This is a genomic window from Longimicrobiaceae bacterium, from assembly GCA_035696245.1.
GTDB lineage: Bacteria > Gemmatimonadota > Gemmatimonadetes > Longimicrobiales > Longimicrobiaceae > DASRQW01.
This window is the reverse complement of record DASRQW010000266.1, coordinates 1-13,108: the sequence shown is the minus strand read 5'-3', so window position 1 is coordinate 13,108 and position 13,108 is coordinate 1. Positions and strand designations below refer to the sequence as shown.

General features: G+C 69.5%; 11 protein-coding genes. 3 read left to right on the top strand and 8 right to left on the bottom strand.

All coding sequences use genetic code 11. The annotated features are described in order from the left end of the window. Positions 1-58: 58 nt before the first annotated feature. Positions 59-1,219: a hypothetical protein gene (locus VFE05_12405; protein ID HET6230866.1), complete on the top strand. Its 1,161-nt coding sequence runs from the start codon at positions 59-61 to the stop codon at positions 1,217-1,219. Positions 1,220-1,487: 268 nt separating this feature from the next. Continuing rightward, positions 1,488-2,984 carry an Ig-like domain-containing protein gene (locus VFE05_12400; GenBank protein HET6230865.1) on the top strand — a complete coding sequence of 499 codons (1,497 nt, stop codon included), beginning with the start codon at positions 1,488-1,490 and terminating at the stop codon, positions 2,982-2,984. Between the two features lie 95 nt (positions 2,985-3,079). Here the strand turns inward: VFE05_12400 and VFE05_12395 are convergent, their stop codons facing one another. Further along, a complete protein-coding gene (locus tag VFE05_12395) occupies positions 3,080-3,697 on the bottom strand; it encodes a methyltransferase domain-containing protein (protein HET6230864.1) in 618 nt (205 codons plus the stop codon). 296 nt (positions 3,698-3,993) lie between these two features. On the opposite strand from VFE05_12395, the gene VFE05_12390 reads away from it, so the two are divergent. Then, positions 3,994-4,482 carry a GreA/GreB family elongation factor gene (locus tag VFE05_12390; GenBank protein HET6230863.1) on the top strand — a complete coding sequence of 163 codons (489 nt, stop codon included), beginning with the start codon at positions 3,994-3,996 and terminating at the stop codon, positions 4,480-4,482. Between the two features lie 242 nt (positions 4,483-4,724). On the opposite strand, the gene VFE05_12385 is transcribed toward VFE05_12390, so the two are convergent. The 7 genes from VFE05_12385 to VFE05_12355 form a co-directional block, all read right to left on the bottom strand. Then, a complete protein-coding gene (locus tag VFE05_12385; protein HET6230862.1) occupies positions 4,725-5,492 on the bottom strand; it encodes a class I SAM-dependent methyltransferase in 768 nt (255 codons plus the stop codon). Between the two features lie 49 nt (positions 5,493-5,541). Next, positions 5,542-6,552: a glycosyltransferase family 2 protein gene (locus tag VFE05_12380; GenBank protein HET6230861.1), complete on the bottom strand. Its 1,011-nt coding sequence runs from the start codon at positions 6,550-6,552 to the stop codon at positions 5,542-5,544. Next, positions 6,549-8,051: an RNA polymerase factor sigma-54 gene (gene rpoN, locus VFE05_12375; protein ID HET6230860.1), complete on the bottom strand. Its 1,503-nt coding sequence runs from the start codon at positions 8,049-8,051 to the stop codon at positions 6,549-6,551. The genes VFE05_12380 and rpoN overlap by 4 nt, the downstream gene beginning before the upstream one ends. A 6-nt stretch (positions 8,052-8,057) precedes the next feature. Then, positions 8,058-9,629 carry an LPS export ABC transporter ATP-binding protein gene (gene lptB, locus VFE05_12370; GenBank protein ID HET6230859.1) on the bottom strand — a complete coding sequence of 524 codons (1,572 nt, stop codon included), beginning with the start codon at positions 9,627-9,629 and terminating at the stop codon, positions 8,058-8,060. Then, positions 9,626-11,416, bottom strand: a complete 1,791-nt coding sequence (locus VFE05_12365; protein ID HET6230858.1) for an LptA/OstA family protein — start codon at positions 11,414-11,416, stop codon at positions 9,626-9,628. Before VFE05_12365 ends, lptB begins: the two co-directional genes overlap by 4 nt. Then, a complete protein-coding gene (gene lptC, locus VFE05_12360; GenBank protein HET6230857.1) occupies positions 11,416-11,979 on the bottom strand; it encodes an LPS export ABC transporter periplasmic protein LptC in 564 nt (187 codons plus the stop codon). The genes VFE05_12365 and lptC overlap by 1 nt, the downstream gene beginning before the upstream one ends. Before the next feature lie 17 nt (positions 11,980-11,996). Then, the coding region (locus tag VFE05_12355; GenBank protein ID HET6230856.1) for a KpsF/GutQ family sugar-phosphate isomerase at positions 11,997-13,108 on the bottom strand (1,112 nt) is incomplete at its 5' end.

Here is a 13,108-nt window from a genome sequence, read left to right as displayed (position 1 = left end):
CTCGGACGCAGGATGGACGAGCTCGGATGCGTCCATCGCGACCATCAGCGCCGCCGGGGTGGTTACCTTGAAAGCGGCGGGGCACGCGACGTTCACCGCGCACGCCGGCGCTTCGTCGGCAACCTCCACCCTCAGCACGATCGACGCGCTCGCGGCCAGGTCCGTCAGCATCGGGGGATTCCACACCTGTGCCCTGGGGGTCGACTCCAAGGCCTACTGCTGGGGTCTCAACATGTACGGACAGCTAGGTGTCCCGCTGATCAGCGAGTCGACGGTGCCGCTCCCCGTGTCGGGCGGCCTCAGCTTCAAGGCCGTCAGCGTGCACGCGCACGACACCTGCGCCCTTGCCTTGGACGGCTCCGCCTACTGCTGGGGACTGAACTCCGACGGCCAGCTGGGGAACGGCAACTACCTCACGCAGTCTGCGCCGAGCCCCGTAGCCGGAGGTCTCCATTTCGCCGCCGTTAGCGTGGGCGGGTACCACGCGTGCGGGCTCACGGCCGACGGCAAGATCTACTGCTGGGGTGCCAACGGCTACGGGCAGCTGGGCGTGGGCGGCGGCACCTCCGGGAGCAGCGTTCCGCTTTTGGTGAGCGCTCCCGGCGTGACGTTCACCTCGGTCAGTGCCGGCAGCCTTCACACCTGCGCCACGGCCACCGGGGGCATCGCGTACTGCTGGGGAGACAACAGCGAGGCGCAGGTCGGCGACAGCACCACGCTCACGCGCTCCGTTCCCACGCTCGTGGCGCGGCACCTTGCTTTCACCTCCGTGACGTCGGGCAATCGCCACTCGTGCGGCACCGTAGCGTCGGGCGGCGTCTACTGCTGGGGCAGCGACAGCAACGGCCAGCTCGGCGACGGCGCAACCGGGTTCGCAAGGGTCGCCCCCGTTGCCGTCACCGGTGGCTTCTCGTTCACGGCCGCGGAAGGACGCGGGGGGTTCCATTCATGTGCGCTGGCGGCCGCCGGCAAGCCGTATTGCTGGGGCGAGAACGTGGCCGGGCAACTCGGCGAAGGAAGTCACACCTCGTACTCCATCCCCGTGCCCGTCACCACCGGGCTGAGCTTCGCGTCCATCGCCACGGGGAACCGCAGCACCTGCGGCGTCACCGCGCTGGGCTCCGTCTACTGCTGGGGCTCCAACGTGAGCGCGCAGATCGGCAACGGGTCCAAGACAGACACCGCCGTCCCGGTGCGCGTTGGGCGCACTTTGCCGTAGCGTGGGGTCGGTGTGGGCGCGCGACCGACGTGTCGCGCGCCCCTCGGCCGTCGCTTCCTCAGCCCGCCTCTCCCCTTCCCCTCGTGCACCGATGCGACACTCTTCGTGCTCTGTGCTGGTGGCTGCAATGCTCGCACTGTTCGCAATGCTGGCAGGCTGTAGCAGCCCCGACGCCCCAGAGCCGCCCCCCGTTCCGGCCAGCGTCGTGATCGTCACCGGCGCGCCCACCTCGGCGGTCGTCGGAAGCACGATCACGACGCCTCTCGAGGTGGAGGTCGTCGACGGCAAGGGGCGCGGCGTGCCCAACGCGGAGGTGCGCTGGACGGCTTCCGCCGGGTCCGTCTCGCCCGCGGTGGCGGTGACGGACGCGAGTGGCCACGCCCGCGCATCGTGGGTGCTGGGCACCGCCGTGGGCCAGCAGACGGCACACGCCACGATCACCACCGGCACCGGACCGGTGAACGCGGACTTCACCGTGACGGCGACCGCCGGCCCAGCCGCGCTGCTCAGCCTCACTCCCGACACGGTCATCCTCACCGTGGGCGCCACCCGCCAGCTCACCTCGGCGGCGATCGACACGTACGGGAACGCCATTCCCGCGAGCGGCCTGCAATGGGCTACCAGCGACTCCGCCGTCGCGAAGGTCAGCTCCACCGGGCTGGTGACCCTGGTTTCCGAAGGGCGCGCCACGATCACGGTTGCGTCAGGTGCCCTGCGCGACTCCACCAGGGTGACGACCTACTCCACCTTTCCGGTGGCGAAGTTTGCCTTCGGAGAGATGCACACGTGTGCCCTGTCGACGAGTGGACAAGTGTACTGTTGGGGGCAGAACCCGCACGGACAGCTCGGCGCCGGCGCCATTGCCCAGTCGCAGTATCCCATTGCTGTATCCGGCGGACGGTCGTACAAGGATCTGAGCGTTCGCTCGCAGACGACATGCGCGGTGGCGACAGACGGGGCGGCGTATTGCTGGGGTCTGGGCGAGGCGGGCCAGCTGGGGACGGGGGCTTCATCCTCATCGTTCGTCCCCGCTCCCGTCGTGGGAGGGCTGCGGTTCGCCTCGGTAGCCGTGGGCCAGTACCACGCTTGCGGCCTCACCACCGACGGGAAGGTCTACTGCTGGGGCAACAACTACGGCGGCCAGCTCGGCGTCGGAAACACGATCGACCACAGCCTCGTGCCGGTGCAGGTGTCGGCGCCAGGGCTGACCTTCACGGCCTTGACCGCGGGCTACCGCTACGACTGCGCGCTGGCCAGCGGCGGAATCGCGTACTGCTGGGGCGACAACGCGCACAGCCAGTTGGGGAGCGGCAACCTTCCACTCATCCGCTACGTTCCGACGCGCGTAGCCGGAACGCTCAGCTTCAGCTCGCTCAGCGCGGGTGACGCGCACGTCTGCGGCGTCGCCGCTGGCGCCGCGTATTGCTGGGGCGAGGACCTCTACGGTCAGGTGGGGACCGGGAACGATCCGCCACCGGTGGTCTCGGAGCCTGCGCCGGTTGCCCTCGGGCTGTCGTTCACCGCGGTGGCGGCGGGCGAGAGCAACACTTGCGGACTGGGGCCCGATGGCAGGGCGTATTGCTGGGGATACAGGGGGCTGGGCGTGTCCAGCGTCGTGACCGCCTATGCGCCCACCGCGGTTTCCGGAGGGCTCACCTTCGCATCGATCTACGCTGGCGGCGGTTCCACCTGTGGGATCACGCAGGAATCGGTTGCATACTGCTGGGGCAACGCTCCCCAGCGGTTCGGGTACCTGTTGCCCTAGTCCGCCCTTGTATCGCACGCGGGAGAGCCCCTGCATCGATTCGATGCAGGGGCTCTCCCGCTGCAGCCGTGGACACCGCAGGCTCCTTAGGACTGCTACACCGGCTTCCGCGCGACGGTGACGGTGTCGTACGCCGCTTCCACTGGCAGCTTGGTGACGGCGTTCACCATGCCCAGGACGCCGGAGAGGCGCTGCCAGACCTGCTGCTTGCGGAGCAGGCGCGGCATCTTCGCCTCGATCCCTTCCATCTCCACGCTCCCCCACTCCGAGAGCAGCACCTCCAGGCCCGCGTCGTCGCTCAGGGCGCGCATGCCTTCGGGGTAGATGCGCCAGCAGTCCACCGGCGACTCGTGGTAGTGCCAGCTCACCGGATTGATGGTGATCACCAGCCCGCCCGGTTTGCACACGCGCGCCAGCTCGCGCATCCACACCCAGATCTTCTTCACGTGCTCGATCACCTGGGCCGAGTACACGATGTCGTACGACGCGTCCGGCACCGGAAACGTGTAGTCGGACGTCGATCGGTACGTGAGCGGGACGTCAGTGCGCGCGGCGAAATCCAGCGTGTCCCACTGCGCCACGGGCCCTTCCACCTCCACCAGGCCACGGTAGGTGGACGGGTCGGCGTCGGGCCCGATCTCCAGCACCCTGCTCTGCGGGGTGAAGTAAGGCTTCGCGTACTTCTGGAAGAGCAGACGGCTGTTCTTGTGCATCGGGACAGGCGCAGGGAGTGGACTGGCGCGCAGCCGCAGAGGCAGCGCCGCATTGATCGGTCTCGGCGCACAACTTATCTCCCGTCCTGTGCGTTGACCATGCCCCGCGTGAGCGTCGGCTCGTACGCAGCCGCCGCGCATCTGCCCGCACGTCGGGAACCGGTGTTCGCGGAGAGGCGGAGCCCGGCGGCGCGACGCGTGAAGGTGGCGCTGGGTGGCGGCGCGCGGTTACATTGCGGGCCAAGAAAGGACGTCGAAGTTTCCTCCGAAAATCATTCGGTCACGGCTGCCATAAGATGCTCGAAGAACTGAAGAACAAGCTCGCGGAAGAGATCGAGACGCTCACGCACGAGCTGCAGGTCACCCTTCCGCGCGCAATCCAGAAGGCCGTGGAGCACGGTGACCTGAAGGAGAACAGCGAATACAAGTCGGCGCTCGAGCGGCAGCAGTTCGTGCAGGCTCGGCTCAACCAGCTCACCAAGCGCGCCGGCGAGCTGTCGAAGATCGACCTCACCGACGTGCCGGCGGACCGCGTGGGCTTCGGGTCGCGCGTGACGGTGGTGGACATGCGCACGCGCGACGAGGAGACGTACACGCTCGTCTTCGGCGACTACATCGACCTGGACGGCGGGCAGATCTCCGTGGCGTCCCCTCTGGGGCAGACGCTGATGGGCAAGAAGAAGGGCGACCAGGTGTCGCTCCAGCTTCCCCGTGGCGAACGCAAGCTGAAGATCAAGGATCTCGTCACCCTCCCGCAGATGGTGGAGAGCAAGAGCGGGGAGTAAGGCGGACGACAGCGGCGATGGACGACGAAGCCCCCGGCCTTGATGGTCGGGGGCTTCGTGGTTTTTGAAGACGTGGTGCTGGAATGGGTCGCGTGCTGAAGGGTGCCCCCTCCCCCTGCCCCTCCTCCGCAAGCGGGAGAGGGGGGAACTGCTTGCGGGGGAAAGATTTACCGCGACTCTGCGGCTTCCCGCGACCACTCGCTGGCGACTCGATGCTTCTCGATCCCATCACCGCGCTGCCTCTACAGCGACGGCAAATCCACGCGCTGGAAGAAGAGCACGGCGCCGCGGAAGCCGCCGTGGTCGGTGAGGCGCACGGAGATGCGGCCGCAGCCGTGGTCCTGGAGCATCCCGAAGATGCGGTTCAGGTCGTAGTCGTTCATCTGGATGAACGCGGCGTCGGCGGGGCGGCCGCGGACCAGGTTGGCGGCGCGGTTCGCGAACGGCAGGTGCCTGCGCGCGCCGTACGCGATGCGCCGCACCGGCGGCAGGTCCTTGGCGTAGGTGAAGTGCACCACGCCCAGGCCCCCTGGCCGCAGCTTCTCCAGCATCGCCGCGAAGATGCGGACGCCGCGCGCGGGCGAGATGTGCTGGAAGACGATGAACGAGTGGACCAGGTCGAAGCTCCCCTCCGCCGCCGAAAGCGCGTCGTCCGAGATGACGAACTCCGCGTTCGTGACGCCCGCGGCGGATGCGTTGCGCGAGGCTTCCGCCAGCATCGCCTCGGAGATGTCGACGCCGACGACCTCGCCGCATCTACCGGCGAGCGGGATGGTGAGGCGGCCCACGCCGCAGCCGAAGTCCAGCGCGCGGGCGGGGGCGGGATCCACGCCGGTCTGCGACCTCAGCTCGGCGAAGATGGAATCGACGTGCGCGGCGCCGGACTCGAAGAAGCGGCGGCGCGCCTCGTCGTCCATGCGCCCGCGGCTGTAGCCGTCGTCGCTGAGCACGCCGTAGTACGGGTCGTTCTTGCCGTAGCTCTTCCAGTCGCGGTCGGTGTTGCCGAGCATCAGTCTGCCGATCGGGTTCAGTGGGGCGGGCCGGAGGAAGCCGTCCGCCTCAGCGGGTAGAGATGCGGCGCAGGTCGTCGATCTCGGCGCGCAGCGTGGCGATCAGCTCGGCGATGAAACCGAAGCCGAACAGCAGGAAGCCCACCGTCTCCAGCAGCGCCACCAGCGTGAGCAGCGGCCGGTAGCCGAAGGGCGGCATCCATCCCCCCACGCGCAGCACGACGGTGACGAGGCCCACGAGCAGGCCCAGGAAGATCATCGCCAGCCCGGTGCCGCCGAAGAACTGCATGGGCTTGCGGCTGAACTTCAGGTAGAACCAGACGACGACCAGGTCGCCCACGCCCACGAGGACACGGCTGCGGCCGCTGTACTTGGCCACGCCCGCCCGCCGCGGGAACAGCTCGACGTCGATCTCGCTCACGCTGTAGCCTTCCGCGTGGGCGAGGACGACGAAGAAGCGGTGCCAGTCGTGCCGCAGCGGAATCTCGCGCAGGATCTCGGTCCGGAACGCCTTCATGCTGTTCAGGTCGCGCACCGGCACGGCGAACAGCGACTGCGACAGGCGGTTGTAGACGGAGCTGACCGCGCGCTTCTCGTACTGGCCCACCTTGCGGCCGGTCACGATGTCCCAGCCCTCGCCCAGCTTCGCCAGGAAGCGCGGGATCTCCTCGGGTGAGTGCTGGAGGTCGGCGTCGAAGAGGACCAGGTACTCCGCCTCGGCCGCGTGCGCGCCGGTGACCATCGCCTCCGTCTTCCCGCGGTTGCGGCGATGGCGCAGGACCTTCACGCGCTCCATGCCGGCGGACTCGCGAAGCGCGGCCTCGAACGTGCCGTCCTTGCTGCCGTCGTCGACCAGGATGATCTCGCCCGCTAGCCCATGGCGCGCGAACGTCTCCCGCAGCTCGCGGAAGAGCGCCGGGATGTTGTCCACCTCGTCGAAGGCGGGCACTAGGACGGCGAAGTCGCGGCGGAGCGCCTCCGGGACCACGGGCGCAAGCGAGCCACCCCCCGCGGCGTGCGGGGGGCGGTCCGGCGAGAGGAGGGCGGAGGGCTGGCTCACACGCGCTTGCGCATGCGGGCGGAGAGGATGCCCAGCTGGTCGCGGTACTTCGCCACCGTGCGGCGCGCGATCTGGATGCCCTCGTCCTTGAGGATGTTCACGATGGCCTGGTCGGTGAGCGGGTGCCCCGCCTCCTCGTCCGAGACCAGCTTCTCGATCTGCGCCTTGATGCCGCGGGCGGAGACGTCCTCGCCGCTGGTCGTGGACAGGCCGGACGAGAAGAAGAACTTGAGCGGGAACACGCCGCGCGGCGTCTGCACGTACTTCTCGTTGGTCACGCGCGACACGGTCGATTCGTGCATGTCGATCACCTCGGCCACCTCGCGCAGCGTGAGCGGCTTGAGGAACTGCACGCCCTTCTCGAAGAAGTCGCGCTGCCGGTCCACGATGAAGTTCATCACCTTCAGCATGGTCTGCCGGCGCTGCTCGATGGCCTGGATCATCCAGTTCGCCGAGTTGAGCTTGTTGGAGATGAACTCCTTGTTCTCGCCCGCGAACTTCTTCTTGTCCTTTGCGATCTCGCGGTAGGTGCGCGACAGCTTCAGGCGCGGCAGCGACGTGTCGTTCAGGAAGACCAGGTACTCGCCGTCGATCTTCTCCACGATCAGGTCGGGGATGATGTAGTTGTCGCCGTGGTTGCTGTACTTGAGCCCCGGCTTGGGATCCAGCTTCGCCACCTCGTCGGCCGCGTTCTGCACGTCGCGCGGCGTGATGGAGAGCTCCTTCGAGATCTCGGACCAGCGGTGGTTGATGAGCTGCTCGAAGTACTCGTCCACGATGCGGTACGCGAGGCTGCCGGCCAGGCGCGCCTGCACCTCCTCTTCCGGCGGCTCCCCTTCGCCCTCGCTCTTCACCAGCTCCTGCACGACCGAGTCGCGCAGCTGGAGCAGGATGCACTCGCGCAGGTCGCGCGCGGCGATGCCAGCCGGGTCGAAGGCCTGGATCACCCGCAGCATGCGGTCGGCCTCGTCCTGGGTGTACGGGCGCAGGTCGCCGCTGCCCTGCGACCACTCCTCGCCGCTGTCCTCCAGGAACTCGTTGAGCCGCGTGACGATCTCGGGGAGGGGGCACACGAGGTAGCCCTCGTCGCTCACGTTGCCGATCAGCTCCTCGCCCAGCAGCAGCTCGCGGTCACTCATGCGCAGCAGCGTGAGCTGGTCGTGCAGGTGGTCGCCCAGCTCGCGCGTGGCCACCGACACCGGCTCGTAGTACTCGCGCTCTTCGTACTCCTCGCGCCGGCCGCCGGTCTCGAAGCCGTTCAGCAGGATCTCTTCCCAGTCGATCTCGTCGTCGTCCTTCTCTTCCTTCTCCTCCTTCTCCACCATCTCCTCGACCTCGCCCTCCACCATGTCGAGGAAGGGGTTGTTGAGGAGCTCCTGCTTCAGGTGCTGCTGCAGGTCCAGGAGGGGCATGTACAGGAGATCCATCGCCTGGTACAGGCGCGGATTGATCTTCATCTCCTGCTTGAGGGTCGTTCCCTGATAGAGGCCCGTCTTCATACGGCTTTATTCCTGTCCAGGATTGGAATACCTCTCCCGCATCCGTGCGGTCAGCGTGGGGCCCAGGTAGATCTCGGCCACCTCGTCGTTCCAGACCAGCTCCGAGACGGTGCCGGACACGCGCACCTTCCCGTCGTACATGATGTAGGCCCGGTCCACGATGTCGAGCGTCTGCTCCACGTTGTGGTCCGAGATCAGCACCCCGATGTTGCGCTCCCGCAAGCTGGCCACGATCTGCTGGATGTCGTGCACGGCGATGGGGTCCACGCCCGCGAACGGCTCGTCGAGCAGCATGAACTTGGGCCGGCCCACGAGCGCCCGCGTGATCTCCAGCCGCCGCCGCTCGCCGCCCGAGAGCGCATACGCGTACGACTTGCGCAGATGTTTGATGCTCAGCTCGTCGAGCAGCTGCTCCAGGCGGGCGCGCTGCTCGGCCTTGGAGAGGCTGAGCATCTGCAGCACGGCCAGGACGTTCTCCTCCACCGTCAGCTTGCGGAAGATGGAGGGCTCCTGCGAGAGGTAGCCGATGCCGGCGCGCGCCCGGCGGTACATCGGCACGCCGGTCAGGTCGCGCTCGCCCAGGCTCACCTTGCCGCGGTCCGGCGCGATAAGGCCCACCATCATGTAGAACGAGGTGGTCTTCCCCGCCCCGTTGGGACCTAGCAGGCCCACGATCTCGCCCTGCGAGACGTGCAGGTCCACGTCGTTCACCACGCGCCGCTTGCGGTAGATCTTCACCAGCCCGGTCGCCCGCAGCGTGTCGCCGCCCACGGCCACCTCGCCCTGCCCGTGCTGAACCGATACCGTAGCCGGAGCGCCCGCGCCAGTGGACGCCTCCGCATGCGCCTCGTCGTGGAACGCCTCGCCCGCCACCAGCGTCTCGGCAGCCGCGTCTCCGCCGGCGAGCGCGGTGGTCTCGGACGGATGATACGCATCGTCCGACGAGTAGGCGGACGACAAATCCGCGTCGGCGGATGAATAGCCATCTATCGACGGATGAGCGTCGGACGGGTGATGCTCGGCGGTCGGCAGATGCGCGTCCACGGGGAGATGTGTGTCGGTCGGTGGATGCGCGGCCGCCGAGATCGCGGCGGGGGGTGTGACGTGCGGCGCGCCGGCGGGGCGATGGCGGTCGTTCAGGATCGCGCGGATGCGGCGGTCGAGGACGGACAGCGCCTCGTCGCGGTCTCCGTCGCCGGCGAGGGCCCACGGGGCGAGGCGCACCGCGTCCCATCCCACGTGCTCGCGGTCCGGCCGCACTCCCGCACCGCCATTGGACGACACGGGCTCGATCACGCCGTCTGCCGAGAAGTGGCGGACCACGCACTCGTCCAGGTAGCGCAGCGTGTCCGCTTCGGGGAAGACGGCGAGCTGGCCCGTCCCGGGCGCGCCGTCGTGCCCCGCGGCGGAGTCGTACCAGCGGCGGTACTCCTCGCGCAGCGCCGTGAGCCACGTCGCGCGGTCCACCACGCCGCCCGCGTCGGCGCGAGACACCAGCGCGCGCAGGGCGATAAGGGTGCTCACGTCGGCCGCGGGGGTGCGGGCGGCCAGCTCTTCCAGGCGGGCGCGGTCGCTCATGGGCGCTTGGCGGGAAGGGCCGGCGGCGGCGTGGCCGGCGGGGAGGCCGGCGTTCCCGGCGCGCGAGCCGGCGTGCGGCGGGGCGGAGTGCCGGCGGGACGGGCGCCGTTGGCGGTGCGCCGCGCGGCCGCGCTGTCCGCCGCGGCGGAGTCGGCCTTCGCGGGCGGCGTGGGGCCCAGGTAGATCCCACGCTGCAAGCCCAGCACGTGCGCCACGTCGATCTCTCCGGACTGGAACGTGAGGTCTATGGTGTCGCCGATCACGTAGTTGAGCCCCGGCTCCTTGGGCTGCCCGTTCGCGTCCTTCTCGCGCATGCGGTACAGCGCGTGGGCCGAACCCATCGCCAGCATGCGGTCCAGCTCCGTCTTCGGCTCGGGCCGCTTCGTCGTGTCGGCGGGGGCCCGCGGCCGCGCCTTCGCGGTGTCGACCTGCACGAAGAAGCCGATGATGGTGTCGGCGTCGATGACGTCGCGGTCGCGTACGGCAAGCGCACGCACGACCGCCGCGGAGTCCGCGGGCTGGCGCGCCGCCGCCGTGTCGCGGCCCGCCGTGCGCGGCCGTCCGCGTGCGTTGCGTGCGTTGACCGAGTCGCGCGACGCCGCGCGGGCGGAGTCGCGCGCCACGCCAGCGCGGCGGACGGAATCCGCCCGCGTCTGCGCCGTGTCCCACTGCTCCCCGTGCGCCCTGCCGATGGCGATCACGCGCTGGAGCTGCTGCGCGGGCAGGATCGCCTCAATGGAGTCCGCGTCCAGGTGGAACCCGGTCGCGTTCGCCGCCGGGCGCTGCTGGGCGGACGCGACCTGCGCAACGCCGGATCCCGCGGCGGGCGCCGTGGCCGGAGCCGGCGTCGGAGGACGGACGGCCGGGGGCGAGACGGGCTGGCCCGCCAAGGGCGGAGTCGCCGGAGCGGAAGCCGACGGCGCCGCGGCGACGGCCGAGCCGGGGCCTGCAGTCGCGCCGGAGCCCGCGACGAGGCGCTGCAGCAGCTCGTCCGCGAAGAAGAGCGTGATGAGCGGACCGTCCACCCGCAGCTTCTCGCTCACGAGGTGCGCGTCGTTGCGGGAGAGCACGCGCTGGATCTTCCCCTCGCGCAGCTGCGCCTCCACGAAGTCGCCGGAGAGGTCGAACTTCTCGCCCTTCACCTTGGCGTCGCGGCGCAGCTCCAGGCGCTCCTGGTCCGCATCGTAGAACGCCTCGGCCGAGCGGGCGTCCAGGTTCTTGCCGCGGATCACGGCGTTGCCCTCGGCCGTCATGTACTTGTTGCCGATGGTGGTCACCCGGTCGCCGTCCACCTCCAGCGGGTCGCGGCGCGCCTGGCCGGGAGACGCCTTGGGCACCAGCGTGAGGTGCGGGCGCTGCGGCGCGATCATCTGCGCGTCCGGCCGGCCCGCCATCGCCCGGTAGTATTCCAGCTCCGGACCGCGGAGAGTCGATCCCCGCTCCTTGTCGGTGAACACCACGTTGCCGGTGGCGTACAGGCGGCCCGTCTGCGAGTTGTACGTGGCGTTGTTCGACGTGAGCGAGCGCGTGGGGTCCTGGAAGTCCACCCGCCCGAAGAGCTGCACCTCGTTGGCCGCCTGGTACACCACCGCGCTGTCCGCCCGCAGCTGCTCGCCCTGCGTGCAGACCACCAGCAGCGGGCCGGAGATGTAGGCCACCACGCTGGGCTGCACGCCGGTGGACACCGCCTGGCGCGACTCCACCACGCGGCACAGCCGGTCCTGCGCCGCCGCGTGCGCGGGGAGCAGGAGGGCGAGAGCCGCGAGCACGGCGGAGCGCATGCGCATCAGAAGGTGACCCCCCCGCCCTTCGTCTGGATGTTGCTGGTGCTGAGCTGCTTCACGGTCACGTTCTGGAAGTGCGTGTCGGAGGTGAAGCTGGTGCCGCGGTACGTCTGCCCCGCCTCTTCCATGCTGGTCGCCTTCTCGCTCCAGATGCGGTCGGCCTTCTGCTCGTAGTGAAGCTCGTCGGTGCGGATGGTGCGCGGGCCCTTGGGTCCGTTCTGCAGCACCAGCACCGCGTTGCCGCGCGCGATCATCATCCCCGTCTGCACGTCGTACTGGCCCGTGCGCGAGGTGAGCGCCCCGGTCTGCTTGCCGTTCTCGTCGAAGAACGAGAGGCGCACGCCCTTCAGGTCCCACGTGGTGCTGTTGGGCTTGGTGACCGCCGTGTCGCCGTACAGGTCGGCCTTGCGCACCCCGTCGGTCGTCACCTTGTGGCGCAGGCCGTAGATGATCATGTCCGCGCCCACCTCGGCGCCGGCGACCGCGGTGGGCGGCGTCGGCTTCTGCTTGCACGCGCCCAGCAGCGCGGCGGCGGCGAGGACGGAGATGACACGGGAGATGCGCATCTTCGGAATCCGCATCTTCACACCGCCCCGGCGCGCATCAGGTCGTGCAGGTGCGCCATGCCCACGACGCGGCCGGCGGCGTCCAGAACGGGAAGCGCCATGATGCCGTGGCGCTCCATCACGCCCACGGCGGTGGCGGCAAGCTCGTCGGGAGCGGTGTGGCGGGGCTGTGTGGTCATCACTTCCGATACGGCGACAGGGAAAAAGTGTTCTTCCCGCTCCATCAGGCGCGTCAGGTCGCCCGTGGTCACAACGCCCAGCAGCCGCCGTTCGTCGTCCGCCACGGCCACGGTGCCGCGGCGCTCGGCGAGGAGGACCACGCACTCGCGCATGGTCGCGTGTGGCGGAAGCACTGGCAGCGACTCGGTCTCCATCACGTCGCCCACCCGCAGCAGCAGGCGGCGTCCCAGCGTGCCGCCGGGGTGGAATCGCGCGAAGTCGTCGCGTCCGAAGCCGCGGCGCAGCAGCAGGGCGACGGCGAGTGCGTCGCCCATCGCCAGCGCGGCGGTGGTGGACGAGGTGGGCGCCAGGTCGTGCGGGCACGCCTCCTCGGCGACCGAGCAGTCCAGCACGAAGCGCGCGTTGCGCCCGAGCGACGAGCCGCGCCGCCCCGTCATCGCCACCACGCCCACGCCCATGCGGCCCAGGTATTCGACCAGGCCGCGAAGCTCCTCGCTCTCGCCGCTCTTGCTGAGCAGGATCGCCACGTCGTCGCGGCCCACCATCCCCAGGTCGCCGTGCAGCGCCTCCACCGGGTGGAGGAAGCCCGCGGGCGTGCCGGTGGAGGTGAGCGTCGCCGCGATCTTCCGTGCGATGATGCCGCTCTTTCCTACCCCGGACACGATCACTCGGCCCGGCGACGCCAGGATCAGCTCCACCGCGCCCGCGAAGCTCGCGTCGATCCGCTCCTCGAGCGCCGCGACCGCCTGCGCCTCCATGCGGATCACCTGCCGCGCCCGCGCCAGCATCGCCTCGCCCTTCAGCGCGATGCCGTCGTCCGGAAACGCATCCGCCGAAGCCGCGCTGTCTGCTGAAACCGCGCCGGAAGACGACGATCCGTCCGTGGAGTCCGTCGCTCCCGCATCTGCCGGGAATGGCGGTACGACGGGAGATGCAGAGCCGCCCATCG